The 20,982-nt window shown below is 68.4% G+C and carries 17 protein-coding genes; 13 read left to right on the top strand and 4 right to left on the bottom strand.

What is annotated here, in order from left to right:
• Positions 1–225: 225 nt before the first annotated feature.
• A complete protein-coding gene (locus tag FHT36_RS01185) occupies positions 226–1,956 on the top strand; it encodes an SPOR domain-containing protein (protein WP_169120384.1) in 1,731 nt (576 codons plus the stop codon).
• Positions 1,957–2,011: 55 nt separating this feature from the next.
• Here the strand turns inward: FHT36_RS01185 and FHT36_RS01190 are convergent, their stop codons facing one another.
• Both FHT36_RS01190 and FHT36_RS01195 read right to left on the bottom strand, forming a co-directional pair.
• Positions 2,012–2,500 (bottom strand): CinA family protein, encoded by a 489-nt coding sequence (locus FHT36_RS01190; RefSeq protein WP_169120393.1) that lies wholly within the window; start codon positions 2,498–2,500, stop codon positions 2,012–2,014.
• A 2-nt stretch (positions 2,501–2,502) separates the two neighbouring features.
• On the bottom strand, positions 2,503–3,702 hold the full coding sequence (locus tag FHT36_RS01195) for a bifunctional 2-C-methyl-D-erythritol 4-phosphate cytidylyltransferase/2-C-methyl-D-erythritol 2,4-cyclodiphosphate synthase (protein ID WP_348644362.1): 1,200 nt from the start codon (positions 3,700–3,702) through the stop codon (positions 2,503–2,505).
• Between the two features lie 169 nt (positions 3,703–3,871).
• On the opposite strand from FHT36_RS01195, the gene dusB reads away from it, so the two are divergent.
• From dusB to hflX, 11 genes are all read left to right on the top strand, one after another.
• Positions 3,872–4,891 carry a tRNA dihydrouridine synthase DusB gene (dusB, locus tag FHT36_RS01200; RefSeq protein WP_281408729.1) on the top strand — a complete coding sequence of 340 codons (1,020 nt, stop codon included), beginning with the start codon at positions 3,872–3,874 and terminating at the stop codon, positions 4,889–4,891.
• Between the two features lie 167 nt (positions 4,892–5,058).
• Positions 5,059–6,144 (top strand): nitrogen regulation protein NR(II), encoded by a 1,086-nt coding sequence (locus FHT36_RS01205; protein WP_169121451.1) that lies wholly within the window; start codon positions 5,059–5,061, stop codon positions 6,142–6,144.
• A gap of 7 nt (positions 6,145–6,151) precedes the next feature.
• The gene (ntrC, locus tag FHT36_RS01210; RefSeq protein WP_169120395.1) at positions 6,152–7,594 is read left to right on the top strand and encodes a nitrogen regulation protein NR(I); all 1,443 of its coding nucleotides are present in this window, start codon (positions 6,152–6,154) and stop codon (positions 7,592–7,594) included.
• Positions 7,595–7,713: 119 nt separating this feature from the next.
• Positions 7,714–8,529 carry a substrate-binding domain-containing protein gene (locus FHT36_RS01215; RefSeq protein WP_169120397.1) on the top strand — a complete coding sequence of 272 codons (816 nt, stop codon included), beginning with the start codon at positions 7,714–7,716 and terminating at the stop codon, positions 8,527–8,529.
• 241 nt (positions 8,530–8,770) lie between these two features.
• Positions 8,771–11,002, top strand: a complete 2,232-nt coding sequence (locus FHT36_RS01220) for a PAS domain-containing sensor histidine kinase (protein WP_169120399.1) — start codon at positions 8,771–8,773, stop codon at positions 11,000–11,002.
• Positions 11,003–11,005: 3 nt separating this feature from the next.
• Positions 11,006–12,373, top strand: a complete 1,368-nt coding sequence (locus tag FHT36_RS01225; protein ID WP_169120401.1) for a sigma-54 dependent transcriptional regulator — start codon at positions 11,006–11,008, stop codon at positions 12,371–12,373.
• Between the two features lie 108 nt (positions 12,374–12,481).
• Positions 12,482–13,858: a Trk system potassium transporter TrkA gene (gene trkA, locus FHT36_RS01230; RefSeq protein WP_169120403.1), complete on the top strand. Its 1,377-nt coding sequence runs from the start codon at positions 12,482–12,484 to the stop codon at positions 13,856–13,858.
• Positions 13,859–13,881: 23 nt separating this feature from the next.
• Positions 13,882–15,294: a hypothetical protein gene (locus FHT36_RS01235; RefSeq protein WP_169120405.1), complete on the top strand. Its 1,413-nt coding sequence runs from the start codon at positions 13,882–13,884 to the stop codon at positions 15,292–15,294.
• A 14-nt stretch (positions 15,295–15,308) separates the two neighbouring features.
• Positions 15,309–16,166, top strand: coding sequence for a D-amino-acid transaminase (locus tag FHT36_RS01240; protein WP_169120407.1), 858 nt, complete (start codon positions 15,309–15,311; stop codon positions 16,164–16,166).
• A gap of 149 nt (positions 16,167–16,315) precedes the next feature.
• Positions 16,316–16,570 (top strand): RNA chaperone Hfq, encoded by a 255-nt coding sequence (gene hfq, locus FHT36_RS01245; protein WP_024279016.1) that lies wholly within the window; start codon positions 16,316–16,318, stop codon positions 16,568–16,570.
• 182 nt (positions 16,571–16,752) lie between these two features.
• Positions 16,753–18,105 (top strand): GTPase HflX, encoded by a 1,353-nt coding sequence (gene hflX, locus FHT36_RS01250; protein WP_210257572.1) that lies wholly within the window; start codon positions 16,753–16,755, stop codon positions 18,103–18,105.
• A 15-nt stretch (positions 18,106–18,120) separates the two neighbouring features.
• On the opposite strand, the gene mazG is transcribed toward hflX, so the two are convergent.
• Positions 18,121–18,969, bottom strand: coding sequence for a nucleoside triphosphate pyrophosphohydrolase (gene mazG / locus FHT36_RS01255; RefSeq protein ID WP_169120409.1), 849 nt, complete (start codon positions 18,967–18,969; stop codon positions 18,121–18,123).
• Between the two features lie 128 nt (positions 18,970–19,097).
• Between mazG and FHT36_RS01260 the strand changes: the two genes are divergently transcribed.
• Positions 19,098–19,562, top strand: a complete 465-nt coding sequence (locus FHT36_RS01260) for an SAM-dependent methyltransferase (RefSeq protein ID WP_169120411.1) — start codon at positions 19,098–19,100, stop codon at positions 19,560–19,562.
• A gap of 185 nt (positions 19,563–19,747) precedes the next feature.
• Here the strand turns inward: FHT36_RS01260 and FHT36_RS01265 are convergent, their stop codons facing one another.
• Positions 19,748–20,611, bottom strand: coding sequence for an MBL fold metallo-hydrolase (locus tag FHT36_RS01265; protein ID WP_169120413.1), 864 nt, complete (start codon positions 20,609–20,611; stop codon positions 19,748–19,750).
• Between the last annotated feature and the right edge of the window lie 371 nt (positions 20,612–20,982).

A 20,982-nucleotide genomic window follows, 5' to 3' on the forward strand; every position in this document is an offset into this window, starting at 1 on the left:
CCGAGGTGCGGGCGGGGCTTGTTGGCCGGTTCGCGAAGATCCGTTTCGCGAGGATCCGGCCGGGTGGGCGGCGCAACACATCGAGGCGACATGGGCGACGAAAGCAGGTACCGCTACCGGCGTGACGATGCTGCCACGGGAAGCGGCCCCGGCTCCCGGCCGGCGCAGGCCGCCAGTGGCGATCGCGCGGGTGGTCGTGATCCCCTCGCCGAGCTTGCTCGGCTCATGGATCACGATCCTTTCGACGATTTTGACGGGCTCCCGCCCGACCAGCAGTCCCGTTCGGCCGCGCCCCAGCAGAGCGCAGCCCAGCAATTGGATGCCCGCCGGGCGCCTGCGCAGCGCTTTGCGCCGCCGGCAGCTCCCGCGCCTGCTCAGCGTCTGGCGCCCCCTCAGCCGCCTCGCGCCGCGCTCCAGCCACCGTCCCGCGCGGCTGTTGTCGAACCCGAATATGACGAGGACGACGACGCCGAGGCGTGGAACACCGCCCCCGCGCGTCAGCCGGCCGTCCCGGCGCGCACCGCGCCCTCTTACGCGCCGGAGCCTCAGTCCCGCGCTCCGCAGGGCTATGGCCAGTCCGGCTATGCCCAGCCTGCTCCGTCCTACGCTCCCACACCCCGCCCGGTGGATACGCGCACGGCCGACGTTCGCCTGGGTTACGGCTCCCTCGCCCGCGACGCCGCCGCTGCCCGCGCCGTGCCGCCGCAGCAACAGCCGGCGCAGGACTATGACGATTACGACGACGACTATGATGACGGCGTAGACGATCCGCGGCAGCCCGATCCCCGCAGCGCCGATCCCCGCGCGCGGGCCGCCGGCTACGGCCAGGGTCAGGCCCCGCAGTCGCAGCAGGCTTACGGCCGGGCGGATGCCCAGGGGTATCGTCAGGACGCGCGCTCTCAAGATCCGCGCTCTCAAGACGCCCGGTATCAGGACACGCGCTATCAGGACGACCGCCGCCCAGCCTCCGGCCAGCAGGCGGCGCGTTACGACGATGAGACGGACGAAGCGGGCTACGCCTATTCCGCCGCGCGTCGTGACGAGGACTACGATTACGACGACTACGACGACCGCTACGATCCGGAATATGCCGATGACGGCTACATGCCGCCCCACGGCGACGAGATGTACGAGCCGGAACCGCGCCGCCGTCGCGGTCGCACGGCGCTCCTGCTCGGCGTTTCGCTGGTGGGTCTCGTGGTTGCGGGCGTTGCCGGCGTGTTCGCCTACAACATGGCCGTGGGCCGCTCGGGACTGATGTCTACGTCCGGCGGGCCTCCGGTCATCAAAGCCGATTCCGCCCCGGCCAAGACCACGACGCCGGCGACAACGGCCGACGCGCAGAAATCCATCTATGACCGCATGGGCGGTCCCGTGACGGCCGGAAACGAGAAGATGGTGCCGCGCGAGGAGCAGCCGGTGGATGTGACCTCCGCCGCCCGTCCGCCCGCGGACAGCGCCCCGGCACCGACCCAGCAGCCCATGCAGGCGACGCAGAACCTCACCGAGCCCAAGCGCGTGCGCACCATGACCGTGCGCGCCGACGGCAGCGTGACGCCCGGCGTGCCGTCCAGCGCCGTCTCGGCCTATGCGCCGAGCCAGAACCCGATCCCGGTGGGGCTGCCGCAGCCCAACCCCGTCACCACCGTTCCCGCCTCCGCCCCGGCGGACGCCACCGCCAGCACGTCCCCCGCGCCCACGGCGGCCGGCACCTATGTGGTGCAGGTGGCGTCCCAGCGGTCGGAAAGCGATGCACTCGGCTCGTGGAAGGCGCTGCAGGCCAAGTATCCGAACCTGCTTGGCAGCTACAAGGCGACGGTCAAGAAGGCGGATCTCGGCGACAAGGGCATCTATTACCGCGCCCAGGTCGGCCCCTTCGCCAGCCGCGACCAAGCCAACGACCTCTGCCAGTCTCTGCGCGCCCAGGGCGGCGACTGCGTCGTGACCAAGCTCTGACGGGCGGTTCGCTGCCCCAAAGCTGAAAAGCCGCCCTCGGGCGGCTTTTTCGTTTTCAGGATGCCGCGCTGCGCAGCAGATCGAGTGCCTGGAGAACCGAGAGCCGGCGCACCTCGGCGCGGCCGATTTCGCCGAATCGCCTCTCCTGATGGACGGTCGTGCCGTCGCGGCGGGCACAGGCGAATTGGACGAGACCAACGGGTTTCGTCTCCGAACCTCCGCCGGGCCCGGCGACGCCCGTGATGGCCACCGCCACATCCACGCCGGCCGCTTTCAGGGCGCCCTCGGCCATGGCGCGTGCGGTTGCCTCGCTCACGGCGCCATGGGCGGCAAGAGTCGCTTCGGGCACGCCGATCATCGCCATCTTGGCGGCATTGGAATAGGTGACGAAGCCGCGGTCCACCACATCAGACGATCCCGGCACCTCGGTGAGTGCGCCGGCCACGAGCCCGCCGGTGCAGGATTCCGCCGTTGCCAGCGTCCAGCCGCGGCCGCGGAAGGCGTCGAGGACGGCGACGGCGCGGGCATAGGTGTCCTCGTCCATCGTCAGATCTCCTCGCCCGCCGGCAGGCGGATGGTGGCGCTGGCCATGGCGGCGATGCCTTCGCGCCGGCCGGTGAAGCCAAGCTTCTCCGTGGTGGTGGCCTTCACCGAGATGCGGGCGGCCGGAACGCCGGTGATGCGCGCGATCTCGGCGCGGATGGCGTCGCGATGGGGCCCGACATTCGGAGCCTCGCAGATGAGGGTGAGATCGAGATGCGCGATGCGCCCGCCGCGTGCCTTCACCTTGTCCACCGCATGGGCGAGGAAGCGGTCGGAGGACGCGCCCTTCCACTGCGGGTCCGAGGGCGGGAAATGGGCGCCGATATCGCCGTCGCAGAGCGCGCCCAGCAGGGCGTCGGTGAGGGCGTGCAGGCCCACATCCGCATCCGAATGGCCGACCAGCCCGAAGCCGTGGGGCACCGCCACGCCGCCGAGCATCACATGGTCGCCGGGACCGAAGGCATGGACGTCGAAGCCGGTGCCGGTGCGCACATCCGGCAGGTCGGCGAGCGTGGAAGCGGCGGCGCGGGTCATGTCTTCGGCTGTGGTCAATTTGATGTTCCCTGTCTCGCCGGCGAAGGTCGCGACCCTGTGGCCGGCCCATTCCATCACCGAGGCATCGTCGGTCAGTGTCGTGACACCGCTCTCGGCCGCCGCTCGATGGGCGGCCACGAGCGGGGCATAGCGGAACGCCTGCGGCGTCTGCACGGCGCGCAGAGCCGCGCGATCCACCGTCTCCTGAACCAGCCCGGCGGCGTCAACGCGCTTCACCGTGTCGGTCACCGCCAGCACCGGGATGGCGGCATCGGCTTCACCGGCCGCGGCGATGGCGCGGGCGATGAGATCGGGTGTGGCGTAGGGGCGGGCGGCATCGTGCACCAGCACGACCGTCGGCGCGCCGGAACCCGCCAGTGCCTCAAGGCCGGCGCGCACCGAGTCCTGCCGCGTCGCGCCACCGGAAACCGGTGCCAGAATCTTGGGCAGGCCTTCTGCGGCGTCCGCAAAGAGGCCTGAATCATCGCTATGGATGACCGCAAGCACGGCCGTGACGGCCGGATGCTCGCAAAAAAGGCGCAGCGTGCGGCGCAGCACCGGCTCGCCGCCCAGTTGCTGGTACTGCTTCGGCAAAGGTCCGCCCGCGCGGCTTCCGCGCCCGGCAGCCACGACGATCGCCACGCAGTTCGCGGCCGACGTTCCGGTCACGGCCGATCCTCCTTTTTCACCGAAGGCGGCAGGTCAGGCTGGTAGCGGAAGGTGGGGTCGCACATGCTGCGGTGCAGCGGCGCGCACACTGCCCTTGCGTGCTGCGCACATTTGTCTAAGATGTAGGCAGAACGCAGCTGGCCTAAAATCTGTGCAAGAGACTGTCCCATTGTCCATTCCGGCGTTGCGCATCGGCGCCGCGACCCTGCCCAATCCGGTCATCCTCGCCCCCATGGCGGGAATCACCGATGCGCCGGTGCGGCGGATGGCTGTCCGCCATGGCGCGGGGCTCGTCATATCAGAAATGCTGGCGAGCGAGGCGCTTCTCGAGGGTCATCCAGAGATGCTGCTGCGCGCTGAAGGGGAAGGGGTATCGTTTCACGCCGTTCAGATCGCCGGCAACGACCCGCGACTCATGGGCGAGGCTGCGCGCGTGGCGGAAGCCGCCGGCGCCGGGCTCATCGACATCAATATGGGCTGCCCCGCCAAGCGCGTGACCACCGGCGCCGCCGGCGCGGCGCTGCTGCGGGATCTGCCTCTGGCGCGGGCGATCTTCGAGGCTGTGCGTGGGGCGGTCAGCGTTCCGGTGACCGTGAAGACCCGCCTCGGCTGGGATGATGGCTCGCCCACTGCCGTGGCCCTCGCCGAGATGGCTGAGGCGTGCGGACTGTCCATGGTGACCATCCACGGCCGCACCCGCTGCCAGTTTTACACCGGCCGCGCCGACTGGAGCGCCATCCGGGCGGTGAAGAATGCCGTATCGATCCCGGTGATAGCCAATGGCGACGTGGTGAGTCTCGCGGATGGCCCCGCCATTCTCGCGGCATCCGGAGCCGATGGGGTGATGATCGGCCGGGGCGCGCAGGGAAGGCCATGGTTTCCCGGCCGGGTGGCGCAGGCGCTCGCCGGCCGCGTGGTCGAGGAGGATCCGCCGCTCGATCTGCAGCGGGACATCCTGCTGGAGCTCTATGAGGGTTGGCTGTCGCTCTATGGCACGGCCCTCGGTGTCCGCCAGGCGCGCAAGCATATCGGCTGGGCGCTGGATGCGGCGGCAAAAGGGCAGGGGAACGCACGCGCCGCCTTCGTGGAGCGCTGGCGCAAGGGGTTGCTGGTGCTCGACGAGCCGGGCCGCGTGAAGACCGGGATCATGGCGGCCTACGACGAACTCATGTGGAGGGCGGCGGCATGACGGCCGAAGCCAGAAAGCAAGACACACGGAAGATGGATCAAAAGCGCAAGGGCAGTTCGAACCCGCGGAAGGACGCGCCGAAGGATGCGCCCAAGGCTGCGGGCAAGGAGGTGACGCCGGACGTCGCCAAGGCCGACGTCGCTAAGGCCGGCGGCGCCGAGCCCGGCATGACGCGCGCCATTCTCGATGCCGTGCCGCACCCGCTGTTCACCATCGCAGGCAACGGCCATGTGGTGGAGGCCAATGTCGCGGCCGAAGCCTTCTTCGAGGTCAGCGCGCCGCTGCTGCGCCGGCGTCCCCTGACCGAGTTCGTGCCCTTCGGCACGCCGCTCCTCGGCCTCATCGATCAGGTGCGCCAGCGCGGCGCGCCGGTGAACGAATATCGCGTGGACCTCGGCACGCCGCGCAACGGCGGCGAGCGCATCGTGGACATTCACGTGGCGCCGGTGAACGAGCAGCCGGACAATGTGGTGGTGATGCTCCAGGAGCGCACCATCGCCGACAAGATGGACCGCCAGCTCACCCACCGCGGCGCCGCCCGCTCGGTGAGCGCGCTTGCCTCCATGCTGGCCCACGAGATCAAGAATCCGCTCTCCGGCATCCGTGGCGCGGCGCAGCTTCTGGAACAGTCCGCCGACGACGAGGACCGGGCGCTCACCCGCCTGATCTGCGACGAGGCCGACCGCATCGTGAAGCTGGTGGACCGGATGGAGGTGTTCTCCGACGAGCGTCCCGTGGAGCGCGAGCCGGTCAACATCCATGCGGTGCTGGAGCATGTGCGCACGCTGGCGTCCTCGGGCTTTGCCCGCCACATCCGCTTCGTGGAGGAATACGATCCCTCCTTGCCGCCAGTGCTCGCCAATCGCGACCAGCTCATCCAGGTGTTCCTGAACCTGGTGAAGAATGCGGCGGAAGCCATCGACAGCGATCAGGACGGCGAGATCCAGCTCACCACCGCCTTCCGCCCCGGCGTGCGCCTGATGGTTCCGGGCGCCTCCACGCGCGTCAGCCTGCCGCTTGAGTTCTGCGTGAGGGACAACGGCAAGGGCGTGCCGGAAGACCTCGTGCCCCACCTGTTCGACCCGTTCGTGACCACCAAGCCCACCGGCTCTGGCCTCGGTCTTGCTTTGGTGGCGAAGATCATCGGTGACCACGGCGGCATCGTCGAATGCGATAGCCAGCCCCGCCGCACCACGTTCCGCGTGCTCCTGCCCATGTATCGCGGCAAGAGCCCTGTTCGAGAGGACAATTGAGGTGTCGATGCCATCCGGAAGCATCCTGGTCGCCGACGACGATGCCGCGATCCGCACCGTGCTCAACCAGGCGCTCTCGCGCGCGGGATATGAGGTGCGTTCCTGCGGCAACGCCGCCACGCTGTGGCGCTGGGTGAGCCAGGGCGATGGCGATCTCGTCATCACCGACGTGGTGATGCCCGACGAGAACGCCTTCGACCTCCTGCCGCGCATCAAGAAGGCGCGGCCGGATCTGCCGGTCATCGTCATGAGCGCGCAGAACACCTTCATGACCGCCATCCGCGCCTCCGAGCGCGGGGCCTATGAATATCTGCCGAAGCCCTTCGACCTGAAGGAGCTGATCTCCATCGTGGGCCGGGCGCTGGCCGAGCCGAAGAAGGGCGACGGCCACCACCACGCCCCCGAGGAGCAGGATAACATCCCGCTGGTGGGCCGCTCGCCCGCCATGCAGGAGATCTATCGCCTCCTCGCCCGCCTGATGCAGACCGACCTCACCGTGATGATCGCGGGCGAGAGCGGCACCGGCAAGGAACTGGTGGCCCGCGCGCTGCACGATTACGGCAAGCGCCGCACCGGGCCGTTCGTCGCCATCAATATGGCCGCCATCCCGCGCGACCTCATCGAGAGCGAGCTGTTCGGCCACGAGAAGGGCTCGTTCACCGGCGCCACCACCCGCAACCCCGGCCGCTTCGAGCAGGCCGAGGGCGGCACGCTGTTCCTCGACGAGATCGGCGACATGCCGATGGAGGCGCAGACCCGCCTGCTGCGCGTGCTCCAGCAGGGCGAATACACGACGGTTGGCGGGCGCACGCCCATCAAGACCGACGTGCGCATCATCGCCGCCACCAACAAGGATCTGCGCACGCTCATCCAGCAGGGCCTGTTCCGAGAAGACCTGTTCTTCCGCCTGAATGTGGTGCCCCTGCGCCTGCCGCCCCTGCGCGAGCGCTCCGAGGACGTGCCGGACCTCGTGCGGCACTTCTTCCTGCAGGCCGAGCGTGAAGGTCTGCCGGCCAAGCAGATCGATTCCGCCGCCCTAGACCGGCTCAAGCGCTATCGCTGGCCGGGCAACGTGCGCGAGCTGGAAAACCTCGTCCGCCGCCTCGCCGCGCTCTATCCGCAGGAGGTCATCACCCCTGCCATCATCGAGGCCGAGCTCTCCGAGCCCATGCCGAACATGCTGTCGGAAGAAGGCCCGGTGGATGCGACGCTCGCCGCCTCGGTGGAGCGGCACCTCAACACCTACTTCTCCGGCTTCGGCGAGAACCTGCCCCCGCCCGGCCTCTATCACCGCATCTTGAAGGACGTGGAATATCCGCTCCTGTCGGCTGCGCTCGCCGCCACCCGCGGCAACCAGATCAAGGCGGCGGAACTGCTCGGGCTGAACCGCAACACGTTGCGCAAGAAGATTCGCGACCTCGATATCCAGGTGATCCGCACCTCGCGGTGATCCCCACGTCTTGAGGCGACGCACACGCCCCGCGGGTGTCCCATCCGCGGGGTTTATTGACGGCCACGGTATATCCGAATGAATATAGCTTATACGCCTGTTCATTTCGGAGCCCTGCCATGCGCGCCCGCATTTGCGCCGTTGTTTTTCTTTGCCTTTCCGCCGCCACCTCCCGTGCGGAGGATATCCGCCTTGTCGCGGCGGGCAGCCTCACGGGCGCCTTCAACGCGATGATCGCGGACTATGGGCGGAGCCACCCCAAGGATCACGTCTCCCCCAAATGGGGACCGTCCGGGGTGCTCAGGACCGAGCTGGAAAACGGCGGCGCCTTCGACATCTTCGCCTCCGCCGCGCTGCCCCACGCGCAGGCGCTGACGGACAAGGGCCTTGCCAGCGACAGTGTCCTGTTCGCACGCAACGCTTTGTGCGCTATCGCCCTGGCCGATGGCCCGGCGCTCGCCTCCGGCACCCTGGTCGAGACCCTGCTGAAGCCGGACATCCGCTTGGCCACGTCGACGCCCAAGGCCGATCCGGGCGGCGACTATACGTGGGAGCTGTTCGCGCTGATCGACAAGCGGCGCCCCGGCGCCTTCGCGACCTTGAGCGGAAAGGCCCAGCAGGTGTTCGGCGGCGCGGCGACCACCGGGCCGCTCAACGGCCGCCACCGGCTGGCCGTGGCTCTCGGTGACAAGAGCGCGGACGTGGCGATCTACTACTGCTCGGGCACCCAGGAGATGAGCAAGGCAGAGCCCGGCCGGTACAAGGTGGTGGCGCTGCCGCGTGATCTCGCGGTCGGGCCGGAATACGGGCTGACGCTCGCCAATACGGCATCCCTGCCGGCCGCCGACTTCGCCATGTACATCCTCTCGCCGGCCGGCCAGAAGACCCTGTCGGATTTTGGCTTCATTCCGGTCACGCTGCCCGCCGCGCGCTGATTCGATCGTGACGTTTCGCCGGCCCACTTAAGGGAAGGGCGCCTTCGGCGCCTTGGCCCACAAACAGAGCGGACGGGTCGGCGAATTCGCTGACCCGGCTACCGGCCTTTTGCGCCCTCGCCACAAATACCGTGGATGGGGGATGCGTCTGTCACATTTTTGCACCAGTGTCGTTCCACTGCATCACTCTGGACTGCGCGAGTCGTCGCGCGGCCGGTAGCGCTGGGACGGTCAGGCACACATGAACGATGAGCCGGTCGGGTACGCCGCAAGAGACGTGAGGCCGCGGCGCAGTCTGTTCGCCCGCCTGTTCGCGCCCGTCGTGGTGGTGCTCTCGCTGGTTTTGGCGATTGCCACCTTCGCCGTCATCATGGGGCTCACCTCCATCGTTCCGACGCCGACGGTGACGATTGCGGCCCTCGCGTCATCGGCGGTTGCCGCGGTCGCGCTGCTCGGCATTATCGGGCGTGAGGTCTGGCGCATCTGGCAGGCGCGGGCGCGCGGACGTGCAGCCTCGCGCCTCCATGTGCGCATCATCGGCCTGTTTGCCATCGTCGCCGTGGTGCCGGCCGTGGTGGTGGCGCTGGTGGCGAGCTTCACCCTCGACCGGACCCTCGACCGCTATTTCTCCGAGCGCACGCAGGAAATCGTCGGCTCGGCCTCCTCGGTGGCGCAGACCTATGTGCGGGAGCACGCGCTGTCGATCCGCGGCGACGCGTTGGCCATGGCCAACGATTTGTCGCAGCAGAAAAACCTCTATGACACGGACATCGACAAGTTCCGCCAGGTGCTGACCGCCCAGGCGGCCCTGCGCAACGTGCCGGGCGCCCAGATCATCCACCGCGACCTCTCCGTGGTGGAGCGGGCGAACCTGCGCACGGGGCGGGAATTCCTCGTCCCCGCCAACATCGCCATCAACGAGGCCACCGCCGAGCAGCCCATCATCTATGTGGATGCCGACTATGTGGGCGCCGTGGTCCCGCTCACCGGCTTCGACGATCTCTTCCTCTATGTGGCCCGCCCCATCGATCCGCGCGTGCTGGGCTACCTGAAGGTGACGAGCGACACGCTGGCCGACTATCGCGCGCTGGAGCAGCGGCGCTTCAGCGTGCAGCTGGCCTTCGCCGCCATGTATTCTATCGTCACGCTGATCGTCCTGCTGTCGGCGGTGTGGCTCGGCGTCACCTTCTCCAAATGGCTGGTGGCGCCCATCCGCCGGCTGATGTGGGCGGCGGATCGCGTGGCCAAGGGCAATCTCGACATCCAGGTGCCGGTGAACCGCGCCGAGGGCGATCTCGCCACCCTCGGCGAGACCTTCAACAAGATGACCGGCGAGTTGAAGACCCAGCGCAACGCCCTCGTCAGCGCCCGCGACCAGATGGACAGCCGCCGCCGCTTCACCGAGGCGGTGCTCTCCGGCGTCGGCGCGGGCGTGATCGGCATCGATGCCGATGCGCGCGTCACCATCCTCAACCTCTCGGCCGAGCGTCTTCTCGGCGTGACCGAGGCCGAGGGGCTCGGCCGGCCGCTCGCCGAGGTGGTGCCCGAGACCGCGGCCTTGCTTGAAGAGGCCCGCGGCGCCGGACAGCGGGCGGTGCAGGGCAACATCACCGTCCAGCGCGACGGCCGCGAGCGAGTCTTCGCCATGCGCGTCACCACCGAGCAGTCGGGGGCCGAGGCCCATGGCTGGGTGGTGACCCTCGACGACATCACCGCCCTCATCACCGCGCAGCGCACCTCCGCATGGGCGGACGTGGCGCGGCGCATCGCCCACGAGATCAAGAACCCGCTCACCCCCATCCAGCTCTCGGCCGAGCGGCTGAAGCGCAAGTATGGCCGCCACATCACCCAGGATCGCGATGTGTTCGACCAGTGCACGGACACCATCATCCGGCAGGTGGGCGACATCGGCCGCATGGTCGACGAATTTTCCTCCTTCGCCCGGATGCCCAAGCCCGTGGTGGATGCCCAGGATCTTGCCGAGACCGTCCGGCAGGCGGTGTTCCTCATGCGGGTCGGACACCCCGACGTCACCTTCGAGGCCGAGCTGCCCGCCGCGCAGCCGGCCCGCTTCGACCGCCGGCTCATCAGCCAGGCACTCACCAACATTCTCAAGAACGCCGCGGAAGCCATCGAGGCCGTCCCGGATGCCGAGCGCGGCAAGGGCCGCATCCGCGTCCGCGTCACCGCGGCGGGGGAGGATCTCCTGATCGACGTCATCGACAACGGCGCGGGCCTGCCGCGCGAGAAACGCAGCCGCCTGCTGGAGCCCTATGTGACCACGCGCGAGAAGGGGACGGGGCTCGGCCTCGCCATCGTCGGCAAGATCATGGAAGAGCACGGCGGCGGCATTGAACTCAACGATTCGCCCGAGGGTCGCGGCGCCTGGATCAGGCTCCGCATGCGGGCGGATGGTCTACCACCGGCCGGCGCGGGCGGGGCGCAACCGGTCCCTCAAGCAGGGAGGGCCTGATCCATGGCCATGGACATCCTCATTGTCGACGATGAAGCCGATATCGGCGAGCTGGTCGCCGGCATTCTGGAAGACGAGGGCTATTCCGCCCGAACCGCCCGGGATGCCGACGGCGCGCTCGGCGCCATCGCCACGCGCAGGCCGAATCTTGTGTTCCTCGACATCTGGCTGCAGGGCAGCCGCCTTGATGGCCTGGAACTGCTCAACGAGATCAAGTCGCAGCATCCGGACCTGCCGGTGGTGATGATCTCCGGCCACGGCAACATCGAGACCGCAGTCGCCGCCATCAAGCGCGGCGCCTACGACTTCATCGAGAAGCCGTTCAACGCCGACCGCCTGGTGATGGTCACCGAGCGGGCGCTGGAGACCCTGCGCCTCAAGCGCGAGCTGAAGGAGCTGAAGCAGCTTACGCCGCATGGACGCATCCTCATCGGCCGCTCCAGCGCGATCCAGCAGCTGAAGGGGACCATCGAGCGCGTCGGGCCCACCAACAGCCGCATTCTCATCGTCGGCCCCTCCGGCTCGGGCAAGGAACTCACCGCCCGCCTCATCCACAGCGTGTCCGGTCGCGCGCAGGGCCCGTTCGTGGTGCTCAATTCCGCCGCCATGACGCCGGAGCGGCTGGAGTTCGAGCTGTTCGGCGTCGCGGAAGGGGAGGGGCGGGAGCAGAAGCGCGGAGCGCTCGAAGAGGCGCACGGCGGCACGCTGTTCCTCGACGAGATCGCCGACATGCCGCGCGAGACGCAGAACCGCGTGTTGCGCGTGCTCGTGGAGCAGACCTTCACCCGCGTCGGCTCCAACGACAAGGTGACCGTGGACGTGCGCATCATCTCCTCCACCGGGCGCAACCTGGAGGAGGAGATCGCCAAGGGGCGCTTCCGCGAGGACCTCTACCACCGCCTGTCGGTGGTGCCGATCCGCGTGCCTCCGCTGGCCGAGCGGCGCGAGGACATTCCCGACCTCGTGGACTTCTTCCTCGACAGCATCTCCCAGACCACCGGCCTGCCGCGCCGGCCCATCGGCGAGGACGCCATGGCGGTGCTGCAATCCCACGACTGGCCGGGCAACGTGCGCCAGCTGCGCAACAACGTGGAGCGGCTGCTCATTCTCGCCGGTGGCGACCCGGAGGCGACCATCACCGCCGCCATGCTGCCGCCGGACGTGGGCGCGCTGGTGCCCACGCTTCCCAACGGCAATGGCGGCGAGCATCTCATGGGCCTGCCGCTGCGCGAGGCGCGCGAGGTGTTCGAGCGTGAATATCTCGCCGCCCAGATCAACCGTTTCGGCGGCAACATCTCGCGGACTGCCGAATTCGTCGGCATGGAGCGCTCGGCCCTTCATCGAAAGCTTAAGGCTCTCGGCGTAGGGTGAAGGTCCCCGGACGTGACCGGGGCGGGTTGACGGGGTGCCCGAAAAGGGGGCTGCATCGGTGCGTTCGGTCCGCTGATCCGAGGTGGCCGGGCGCCGGGGGGAGGGTTCATGAAGGTCGTGATCTGCGGCGCGGGCCAGGTGGGGTTCGGCATTGCCGAGCGCCTCGCCGGTGAGCAGAACGACGTGTCCATCATCGACACGTCCCCGCGCCGCATCCAGATGGTGACGGAACAGCTCGACGTGCGCGGCGTGGTGGGGCAGGGGTCCCATCCGGACGTGCTCGCCCGCGCGGGCATCGAGCAGGCGGACATGCTCATCGCCGTGACCCTCCACGACGAGGTGAACATGGTGGCCTGCCAGGTGGGCCACGCGCTGTTCAACGTGCCGACCAAGCTCGCCCGCATCCGCGCCCAGACCTATCTCGCCCCCGAATGGCGCGACCTGTTCTCCCGTGACCAACTGCCCATCGACGTCATCATCTCCCCCGAGGTGGAGGTGGGCGAGATGGTGCTGCGCCGCCTCTCCTTGCCCGGTGCTTCCGATACGGTGAGCTTCTCGGACGGGGCGGTGGTGATCGTCGGCGTCTCCTGCACCGAGGATTGCCCGGTGGTGGACACGCCGCTGAAGCAGCTGACCGAGCTTTTCCCGGACATCCAGGCGACCATCGTCGCGGTGAGCCGGGGCGGGCGCAGCTTCGTGCCGCGCTCCAACGACCAGCTTCTCACCGGTGACCTCGTCTATTTCGTCGCCCAGGCCGACCACGTGCAGCGCACGCTCTCCCTGTTCGGCCACGACGAGGTGCCGGCCCAGCGCATCGTCATCGCCGGCGGCGGCAACATCGGCTACTACGTCGCGAACGAGCTGGAGAAGCGCAACGCGGCCGCCCGCGTGAAGCTGATCGAGTCCTCGCGCGAGCGCTCTCAGGCCATCGCCGAGGAACTGCGCCGCACCGTCGTGCTGAATGGCGACGCGCTGGAACGGGCCATCCTCGACGAGGCGGGCGTGGGGGAGGCGGACACCATGATCGCCCTCACCAATGACGATCGGATCAACATCCTCTCGTGCCTGCTCTCCAAGCAGGTGGGGGCGAAGCGCATTTTGGCGCTGCTCAACGAGCAGGGCTACGCCACCTTCGCCCGCGGCCTCGGCATCGACGCCCATGTGAATCCGCGCCAGATCACCGTCTCCAAGGTGCTCCAGCACGTGCGGCGCGGGCGCATCCGCGGCGTCCATGCGCTGCTCGACGGTTCGGGCGAGATGATCGAGGCGGAGGCGCTGGAAACCTCGCCGCTGGTGGGTAAGCCTCTGCGCGATCTCGGCCTGCTGGACGGGCTGCGCATCGGTGCCGTGGTGCGCAACGGGCAGGTGCTGCTGCCGCGCGGCGATTTCGTCGTCCGCGCCCACGACCGGGTGGTGCTGTTCGCCCTCGCCGATCGCATCAAGCGCGTGGAGCAGCTGTTCCGCGTGGCCCTCGAATTCTTCTGAACCGACCTCAAGGTTCCCGACCCATGGCCAACGCCGCCCGCCCGCTTGCCGCCGGCATCGCCGCCATCGGGGCGTTCGCGCTCCTGCCGATGGCGGTTGCCGCGCGCACCGGCACGGGGCCGGTGGCCGTTTGGCTCGCCACGTCCGGCTTCTGCCTGTTCCTCGCCGGCCTGCTCCGCTTCACCACCCACGGGCTGGAGATGCGCCTGACGCGGTCAGGCGCCGTGGCTTTGGTGGCCTGCATGTGGCTGGTGCTGCCGCTGATGGCGACGCCGGCGGTGGCCGTCGTCTCCGGCCTGTCGCCGCTTCAGGCCTGGTTCGAGGCGCTCTCCGCCTTCACCGCCACCGGCCTCACCGCGCTCCATCAGGGGCCGGCGAGCCTCTACGTCTTCCTCGGCCTGCTGCAATGGGCCGGCGGTCTCTTGACCGTAGTCACCGCGGTCGCCGTGCTGGCGCCGGCGGGCCTTGGCGGCCTGCCCGACCGTACCCCGCGGGGCGGCTCCGCGCTCGATGTGGTGGACCTGGTGCGGGTGCTGCGCGAGATCGCCCCCACCTATCTCGGGGCGACCGCGCTGGCCATGCTCGTGCTGCTGGCCTCGGGCGAAACCATCTATGTGGCCTTCACGCTTGCGACCGCCGTGGTCTCGGCCGGCGCGCACCTGCCGCCGGAGGCCCAGCTGGCGCTGGCGCTGGACGAGACGCCCAAGTGGCTGCTGCTGCCCTTCCTCATCTTCAGCGCCACCAGCGTGCGCTGGCACCGGGCGCTGATCACCCGCCGCATCAATGCCGCGCCGGAGCAGGTGGAAAGCCTCGTCATCATTGGCTGGTGGGTGGTACTCGGCATCATCCTCGGAGCCCTGCTGTTCCGGACCGACGAGATGTCGTCGGTGGACGCGGTGCGCGACGGCCTGTTCACCGCCGCCTCGTTGATCTCCACCAGCGGCATCGGCCCGCACGAAGGCACCTATGCCAACCTGCCGCTCGGCCTCGTCATCCTTGTGGTGCTGCTGGGCGGCGGGGCGCTGTCGGTGGCGGGCGGGCTGAAGATGCTGCGGCTGCGCGCCATCCTGCTGCGGACGCGGGGCGATCTCCTGCGCCTCGTCTATCCGCACATCGTCCTGCCCTCGGCTCTGGAGGGCGGTGTCGGCTCGGCCATGCGGGGCGTCTGGGCGGGGGCGGCGAGCCTCGCTTTCCTGTATGGCCTGTGCGTGATCGCGCTGAGCCCCGGTTTGCCCTCGCTCGATGCCGCGCTGGCGGCGGCCGCCGCTGTCGTCACCAATACCGGCCCGGTCTACGACGCCGCCGGCGGCGGCTGGCCCGCGATCTCCTCCCTGCCGTGGGGCTCGGTGCTGGTCGCCGGCATCGGCATGGTCGCGGGGCGGCTGGAGATTATCGGGCTTTTCGTCTTCATCCATCTCGCCATCTGGCGCACCTGAGGGCCGACGCAGTCATGTCGCGCATCGCCTACGTCAACGGACGCTATCTCCCCCACCGCGACGCCAGCGTGCATGTGGAGGATCGCGGCTATCAATTCGCCGATGGCGTCTATGAGGTCTGCGAAGTGCTCGGCGGCCGGCTGGTGGATGAACGCCGCCATCTCGACCGGCTGGATCGCTCCCTGCGGGAGCTGTTCATTGCAGCGCCCATGTCACGGGCGGCGCTATCCGCCGTGCTCCGCGAGGTGGTGCGGCGCAACGGCGTGCGCAACGGCATGGTCTATCTGCAGGTGACGCGCGGCGTCGCGCGGCGGGACCACGCCTTTCCGGCGCTGGACACCGTCCCTTCCGTGGTCGTCACCGCCCGCCGCACGGACCGGGAGGCGCAGGAGGCGCTGGCGCGCAAGGGGGTTGCCGTCATCACCGTGCCGGAGAATCGCTGGCCGCGCGTCGACATCAAGAGCGTTTCCCTGCTGCCGAACGTGCTCGCCAAGCAGATGGCGAAGGAGGCCGGCGCGCGCGAGGCATGGTTCGTCGATGCCGACGGTTATGTAACCGAGGGCGCCTCCACCAACGCCTGGATCGTGACCGCCGACCGCACCATCGTCACGCGCCCGGCAGACAGCGGCATCCTCAGGGGAATCACCCGCACCGTGGCGTTCGAGGTGGCGGCGGACCTTGGCTATAAGATCGAGGAGCGACCGTTCACGGTGGCGGAGGCCCACGCGGCCGACGAGGCCTTCATCTCGGCCGCGACCACGGTCATCATGCCGGTCGTGATAATCGACGGCACACCTGTGGGAACCGGTGTCCCCGGCCCCGTTGCCACGGCTTTGCGATTGAAATTCCACGACTTTTCGGAAGTCGCGTGAGTTTGCCCCAGAGCGGATCATGTTGCGGAGCAAAATAATATTGCGCCGCCATGGGGCTGTGCCATTCTAGCAGCCCAACTCTCACGGGGGTGTACACTCCATACGTGCGCTTGCCCGTGGGCCTCAACGCCGAAACAATGGATACGAAAATGGCGGCGGAACGGACACAAAATCTCCAAGACACTTTTCTCAATCACGTCCGCAAGAACAAGACTCCCCTCACGATTTTCCTGGTGAACGGGGTGAAATTGCAGGGCGTCGTTACCTGGTTCGATAATTTCTGCGTGCTCCTGCGCCGGGACGGGCATTCCCAGCTGGTTTACAAGCACGCCATTTCCACCATCATGCCGGGTCACCCGGTCCAGTTGTTCGATCCCACGGACGATGGGGGAGAAAAGGCGTAAGCGTGGAGCATCAAAGCGGGAAGAAAGCGGGCGGACGCGCAAAGTCGAAGACTGCGGCGTCGAAGCTCGCAGGCCGCAAGGTTGAAGGCGCCATCGACTCCGGGGAGGACATTGTGATCCCCGGTGAGGACGAGGCGCTGCTGCCCGAATCGGGCATGGATCCCGACAGCCCCACATCCGACATGACGCAACAGCCTACGCGCGGCGGCATCGACCGCCGCGCGCCGGCCGTGCGTTGTGCTGTCGTCACTCCGGTGGTCAGCCGGCGGGGCAGGGGAGGCGCGCCGGAACGGCGCAGTCCCGAGGCGCGGCTGGACGAGGCCGTGGGCCTTGCCGCCGCCATCGAGTTGGACGTCGTCTTCTCCGGCCTTGTCTCCCTCTCGGAAATTCGCCCCGCGACCTATCTCGGCACCGGCAAGGTGGAAGAGCTGGCGGACGTGGTGAAGGCCGAGCATGTGGATCTGGTCTTCTTCGATGCCGCTTTGTCCCCCGTGCAGCAGCGCAATCTGGAGAAGGCCTGGTCCACCAAGGTGGTCGACCGCACTGCGCTGATCCTCGAAATCTTCGGTATGCGCGCCCGCACCAAGGAAGGCGCGCTGCAGGTGGAGCTTGCCCACCTCAACTACCAGCGCTCCCGGCTGGTGCGCTCCTGGACCCATCTCGAACGCCAGCGCGGCGGCTTCGGCTTCCTTGGCGGCCCCGGCGAGACGCAGATCGAGGCGGATCGCCGGCTCATCGGCGAGCGCATCGTGCGTATCGAGAAGGAGCTGGAGCAGGTGAAGCGCACCCGCGGCCTGCACCGGGCGAGCCGCAAGAGGGTGCCCTATCCCATCGTTGCGCTGGTGGGCTACACCAACGCCGGCAAGTCAACGCTGTTCAACCGGCTCACCCGCGCCGAGGTGATGGCCAAGGACCTGCTGTTCGCCACGCTGGATCCGACCCTTCGGGCGGTGGACCTGCCGCATGGCACCCGCATCATCCTCTCCGACACGGTGGGCTTCATCTCCGAACTGCCGACCCAACTGGTCGCCGCCTTCCGCGCCACGCTGGAAGAGGTGCTGGAGGCGGACCTGATCCTGCACGTGCGCGACATCTCCCACCCCGACACCGAAGCGCAGGCAGCGGATGTGGCCGATGTGCTCGAAGACCTCGGCGTCGAGGTCAAGGATGGCGGCCGGGTCATCGAGGTGTGGAACAAGATCGACCGGCTTTCGCCCGAGGCGCGCGAGCAGGTGCAGAACCAGACGCTCCGCGCCGGTGCCGGGGCGCCCGTAGCCGTTTCGGCCCTGACCGGGGAGGGGACGGACGACCTGCTGGGCGTCATCGAGCGCCGCATCACCTCCGGGCGCGTGACTCTCTCCGTCACGCTCGCGGCGGAGGATGGCGAAGGGCTCGGCTGGCTCTACCGCCACGGCGAAGTGCTGGAGCGCACCACAGGCGAGGACGGCGTGCTGCAGGTCGCCCTGCGCATCCCGCCGGAGCGCGCCGGCCTTGTCACCCGCCGCTTCGGCGTCCGGCGGGTTCACACGATGTAGGGCGGCGCGCGGCGCCTATTCGGCCGCGCGCTCGCTCCGCTTTTCGAGGCGCTTGGCGTCCTGCCAGAGGGCTTCCATCTCGTCGAGGCTGGCATCGTTCGGCCGGCGGCCGTCCGCCGCGAGTTGCATCTCCACATGGCCGAAGCGCCGGGTGAACTTTTCATTGGTGCCGCGCAGCGCTGTCTCGGGATCGACGTCCGCATGGCGGGCGAGGTTCACCACGGCGAACAGCAGGTCGCCGATCTCGTCGCGTATGGCCTCGGTACCGCCGACGTCGAGGGCCTGCGAGACTTCCTCCGTCTCCTCGCGGATCTTGGCCAGCACCTGCCGCGCATCATTCCAGTCGAAGCCCACGCGGCTTGCTTTCTCCTGAAGCTTCAACGCGCGGGTGAGGGCAGGGAGGGGCAGGGCGACGCCCGAGAGGGTGCCCTTTCCTCCCTCCTCCGGCGCCAGCCCGGCAACCGCGCGGGCGGCGGCGCGCTCGGCCTTTTCCTGCGCCTTGATCTCGGCCCACATCCCCTTCACCGCCTCCGGCGACAGATCGCGGGCATCGCCGAACACATGGGGGTGCCGCCGAACCAGCTTGGTGGTGATGGCCTCCACCACATCGGGGAATGCGAAGGCGCCTTCCTCCTCCGCCAGACGGGCGTGGAAGACAACCTGCAGCAGCAGGTCGCCCAGTTCCTCCTTCAGGTCCGGCAAATCGGCGCGGGCGATGGCATCGGCCACCTCATAGGCCTCTTCCAGCGTATAGGGCGCAATGGTCGCGAAGGTCTGCTCCAGATCCCACGGGCAACCGGTGCCCGGCGTGCGCAGGGCCGCCATGATCTCGATGAGGCGCGCAATGTCGCGGGAGGGCTGCATGGGGGGGCTCCGGAGGGATGGGCGGCCATCCTAATGCGCGGGCACGCCGCGCGCGACTGCGCCCGATGCCGCCTTTGAGCACGGGACCGCGACGCCTATGTTATCGGCGTCCAAACGGATTCCCGCCCATGATCGAGATCGCCCCCGCCGGCCCCATCGACGACGACATCCGGCCCGGCGAGACTAGCGTCGCGCTGCCGGAGCGTTTCGACGCGGGCCTCTATTTCATCGGCCGCATCCGCACGCCCTGGACGGTGCGCGGCACCTGTCCGCGCCGGGGTGACCCGGAGGAGGGGCCGGTCTGCACCCTGGAGATCGATGCGCGCTGGGCGGATGCCCTGACGGGCGTCGCCGAGTGTCCGCGCCTTCAGGTGCTCTACTGGATGGACCGGGCGCGCCGCGACCTCGTGCTCCAGAGCCCACGCGAGGGCGCCACCCGCGGCACCTTTGCGCTGCGCTCTCCCGTGCGGCCGAACCCCATCGCATCCTCGGTGGTGACGCTCGTGGGCGTGGAGGGGCTCAAGGTGATGGTGCGCGGCCTCGACTGCCTCGACGGCACGCCGCTGGTCGATCTGAAGGTGCAGCACGCGTGAGGCGGGTGCTGATGGAGCCCTGCACGAGTGAATCGCAGAAGAGATATTATGGAATTAAGAGAAGGAGGGGCAACACTCGCTCCGCCGCGCACCAGGATTCGGTAGCGCCAAAATTCACAAATTTATCTATCTACGACAGCAGCTTAGGTGAGACTTCAAAAGCGAAACCCGAATCGCCCCGAGAGCTAGCCCGCCGCTCCGGTCTGCTCATGGAGGGCTGCGCCGCTCCGGATGTCTGACGTGAACTGCATGCCGTCATAGGCAGGAATCACCCCCTCCGGCAGGCGCGCCGCCAAGGCGGAATAATCGAGGTCCGTGTGCAGGTTGGTCAGGATCGCGAGATTGGGCTTGAGCAGTGCCACATGGTCCAGCGCTTCCTGAACCGTGAAATGCGAGGGATGAGGCGCCTCGCGCAGGGCGTCGATGATCCAGATGTCGAGATTGTGCAGATGCCCAAGGCTGTTCTCGGGAAACCCGTTCACGTCGCTTGAGTAGGCGACGCCGTCGAACCGGAAGCCGAAGGCGTCGATATCGCCATGCCGCTGGCGGAACGGCAGCGCCGTGATCGGGCCGCCGGCGCCATCGATGACGATCTCACGGCCCTCCCTGAACCGGTGGTCGTTCAGGATGGGTGGATAAGCGCTGCCCGGCGGCGTGGCGAAGCAATAGCCGAAGCGTTGATGCAGGATGCAGGCGGTATCTTCATCCGCATAGATCTCGACGCGCTTGCGGTTGTGGATGGCGAGCGGCCGCAGATCATCGATGCCGTGGGTGTGGTCGGCGTGCTCGTGGGTGAACAGGACAGCGTCGAGATGGGTGACGTTCACGCCGAGCAACTGCTCCCGCAGGTCCGGCGAAGCATCGACGAGGACGCTGGTTTTCCCGTTCGGCCCGACTCGCTCCACCAGCATGGAGCACCGGCGGCGGCGATTGCGCGGATTGGCGGGATCGCAGGCGCCCCACCCCTGCCCCACCCGCGGAACGCCGCCCGACGAGCCGCAGCCGAGAATGGTGAAGGTGAGTGTGGCGGACTCGGTGGAGGGGGGCATCGTCGCTCTCCGTGCGGTCGGGACGCCCCGCCGCAGAATCCGCCGCAGGGTGCTCCAATTCGCGCCTGGAGTCACACCGGCGGGCCGTCATCGACAACCCATTCATCGCGACTGAAAGGGGCTTGAAGCGCCACGCCTTCCGGTCGGGCCACTCAACGGCCCTCATGCATCAGGCGAGACGCGGCTAAAAAATTCTGCAAGCGCAGGGGGATGCGAATCGCGATTCGCGTGATGCATCAGATGAGCGTCGGGGCGTACGGCCAGAGGGCAGCCGCAAGCATCCGCCGCACACAGCGACGGTCCGCCTCCGGCAAAGCGTAGGATTGACGATGGGAAGAATGAAGCCGCGCCTGAAGGCGGCATAGGCCAAG

The organism is Xanthobacter sp. SG618 (assembly GCF_012932745.1).
In the GTDB taxonomy this organism is placed as follows: domain Bacteria; phylum Pseudomonadota; class Alphaproteobacteria; order Rhizobiales; family Xanthobacteraceae; genus Xanthobacter; species Xanthobacter flavus.

Excerpts from the sequence above, each read along its gene's own strand:
- FHT36_RS01190 (WP_169120393.1), bottom strand. The coding sequence starts at position 2,500 with ATGGACGAGGACACCTATGCCCGCGCCGTCGCCGTCCTCGACGCCTTC.
- FHT36_RS01185 (WP_169120384.1), top strand. The coding sequence starts at position 226 with ATGGATCACGATCCTTTCGACGATTTTGACGGGCTCCCGCCCGACCAG.
- FHT36_RS01220 (WP_169120399.1), top strand. The coding sequence starts at position 8,771 with ATGAACGATGAGCCGGTCGGGTACGCCGCAAGAGACGTGAGGCCGCGG.
- FHT36_RS01260 (WP_169120411.1), top strand. The coding sequence starts at position 19,098 with ATGATCGAGATCGCCCCCGCCGGCCCCATCGACGACGACATCCGGCCC.
- FHT36_RS01235 (WP_169120405.1), top strand. The coding sequence starts at position 13,882 with ATGGCCAACGCCGCCCGCCCGCTTGCCGCCGGCATCGCCGCCATCGGG.
- mazG (WP_169120409.1), bottom strand. The coding sequence starts at position 18,969 with ATGCAGCCCTCCCGCGACATTGCGCGCCTCATCGAGATCATGGCGGCC.
- hflX (WP_210257572.1), top strand. The coding sequence starts at position 16,753 with ATGACGCAACAGCCTACGCGCGGCGGCATCGACCGCCGCGCGCCGGCC.
- FHT36_RS01225 (WP_169120401.1), top strand. The coding sequence starts at position 11,006 with ATGGCCATGGACATCCTCATTGTCGACGATGAAGCCGATATCGGCGAG.
- FHT36_RS01215 (WP_169120397.1), top strand. The coding sequence starts at position 7,714 with ATGCGCGCCCGCATTTGCGCCGTTGTTTTTCTTTGCCTTTCCGCCGCC.
- FHT36_RS01205 (WP_169121451.1), top strand. The coding sequence starts at position 5,059 with ATGACGCGCGCCATTCTCGATGCCGTGCCGCACCCGCTGTTCACCATC.
- FHT36_RS01265 (WP_169120413.1), bottom strand. The coding sequence starts at position 20,611 with ATGCCCCCCTCCACCGAGTCCGCCACACTCACCTTCACCATTCTCGGC.
- FHT36_RS01240 (WP_169120407.1), top strand. The coding sequence starts at position 15,309 with ATGTCGCGCATCGCCTACGTCAACGGACGCTATCTCCCCCACCGCGAC.
- ntrC (WP_169120395.1), top strand. The coding sequence starts at position 6,152 with ATGCCATCCGGAAGCATCCTGGTCGCCGACGACGATGCCGCGATCCGC.
- trkA (WP_169120403.1), top strand. The coding sequence starts at position 12,482 with ATGAAGGTCGTGATCTGCGGCGCGGGCCAGGTGGGGTTCGGCATTGCC.
- hfq (WP_024279016.1), top strand. The coding sequence starts at position 16,316 with ATGGCGGCGGAACGGACACAAAATCTCCAAGACACTTTTCTCAATCAC.